This is a genomic window from Mycobacterium szulgai (assembly GCF_002116635.1).
GTDB classification, from domain to species: domain Bacteria; phylum Actinomycetota; class Actinomycetes; order Mycobacteriales; family Mycobacteriaceae; genus Mycobacterium; species Mycobacterium szulgai.
In genome coordinates this window covers 1-1119 of the sequence record NZ_LQPW01000105.1, presented here as the reverse complement: position 1 = coordinate 1119, position 1119 = coordinate 1, and the positions used below count along the sequence as shown (strand labels likewise).

Below are 1119 nucleotides of genomic sequence, written 5' to 3'. Positions count from 1 at the left end.
GGTGGCATGGGCGGTCAGGGCGGCGGCGGCGGAACTGGCGCCGACGGGATTAACGGCGCAGCGGGCAGCGGCGCCACTGGCGGTACCGCGTTCGCTGGCGGGGCCGGCGGTCAGGGTGGCCAAGGCGGCGACTCCGGTGTGGGTGGCACCAACGGCTCCGGCGGCGCCGGCGGCGTCGGCGGCAAGGGCGGCACCGGCGGCACCGGCGGCAGTGGTGCCGACAGCACCACCGGCGTCGGCGGCACCGGCGGCGACGGCGGCCAAGGCGGCAGCGCGGGCGCCGGCGGAGGTGGCGGCGGCGTAGGCAGCGGCGGCACCGGCGGCAGCACCGGCGCCACCGGCAACGCCGGGATCGGTGGCACCGGCGGCCAGGGCGGCACCGGCGGCCAAGGCGCCGACGGCACCAACGCCGCCACGGGCAGCGGCGCCACTGGCGGTACCGCGTTCGCCGGCGGGGCCGGCGGACAGGGTGGCCAAGGCGGCGACTCCGGTGTGGGTGGCACCAACGGCTCCGGCGGCACCGGCGGCGTCGGCGGCAAAGGCGGCACCGGCGGCACCGGCGGCTCCGGCGCCGACAGCACCACCGGCGTGGGCGGCACCGGCGGCGAGGGTGGTGTCGGCGGCGCAGCGGGTGCCGGCGGAAGTGGCGGCGGCGTAGGCAGCGGCGGCACCGGCGGCATTGTGGGCACGACCGGCAACGCCGGGATCGGTGGCACCGGCGGCCAGGGCGGCGGCGGCGGAAGGCGCCGACGGGATTAACGGCGCAGCGGGCAGCGGCGCCACCGGTGGCAGCGGATTCGCCGGCGGCGCCGGCGGACAGGGTGGCCAAGGCGGCGACTCCGGTGTGGGTGGCACCAACGGCTCCGGCGGCGCCGGCGGCGTGGGCGGCAAAGGCGGCACCGGCGGCACCGGCGGCTCCGGCGCCGACAGCACCACCGGCGTCGGCGGCACCGGCGGCGACGGCGGCCAAGGCGGCAGCGCGGGCGCCGGCGGTGGCGGAGGCGGAACCGGTAGCGGCGGCACCGGCGGCAGCACCGGCGCCACCGGCAACGCCGGGATCGGTGGCACCGGCGGCCAGGGTGGCGGCGGCGGAACTGGCGCCGACGGGATTAACGGCGC

At 80.9% G+C, this 1119-nt stretch carries 2 protein-coding genes; both read left to right on the top strand.

All coding sequences use genetic code 11. The features are described 5' to 3' along the window. The coding region (locus AWC27_RS14905) for a hypothetical protein (protein WP_211281635.1) at positions 1-759 on the top strand (759 nt) is incomplete at its 5' end. Continuing rightward, positions 710-1119: hypothetical protein (locus tag AWC27_RS31560; RefSeq protein WP_211281634.1), on the top strand; the 410-nt coding region annotated here is incomplete at its 3' end. The genes AWC27_RS14905 and AWC27_RS31560, both read left to right, overlap by 50 nt.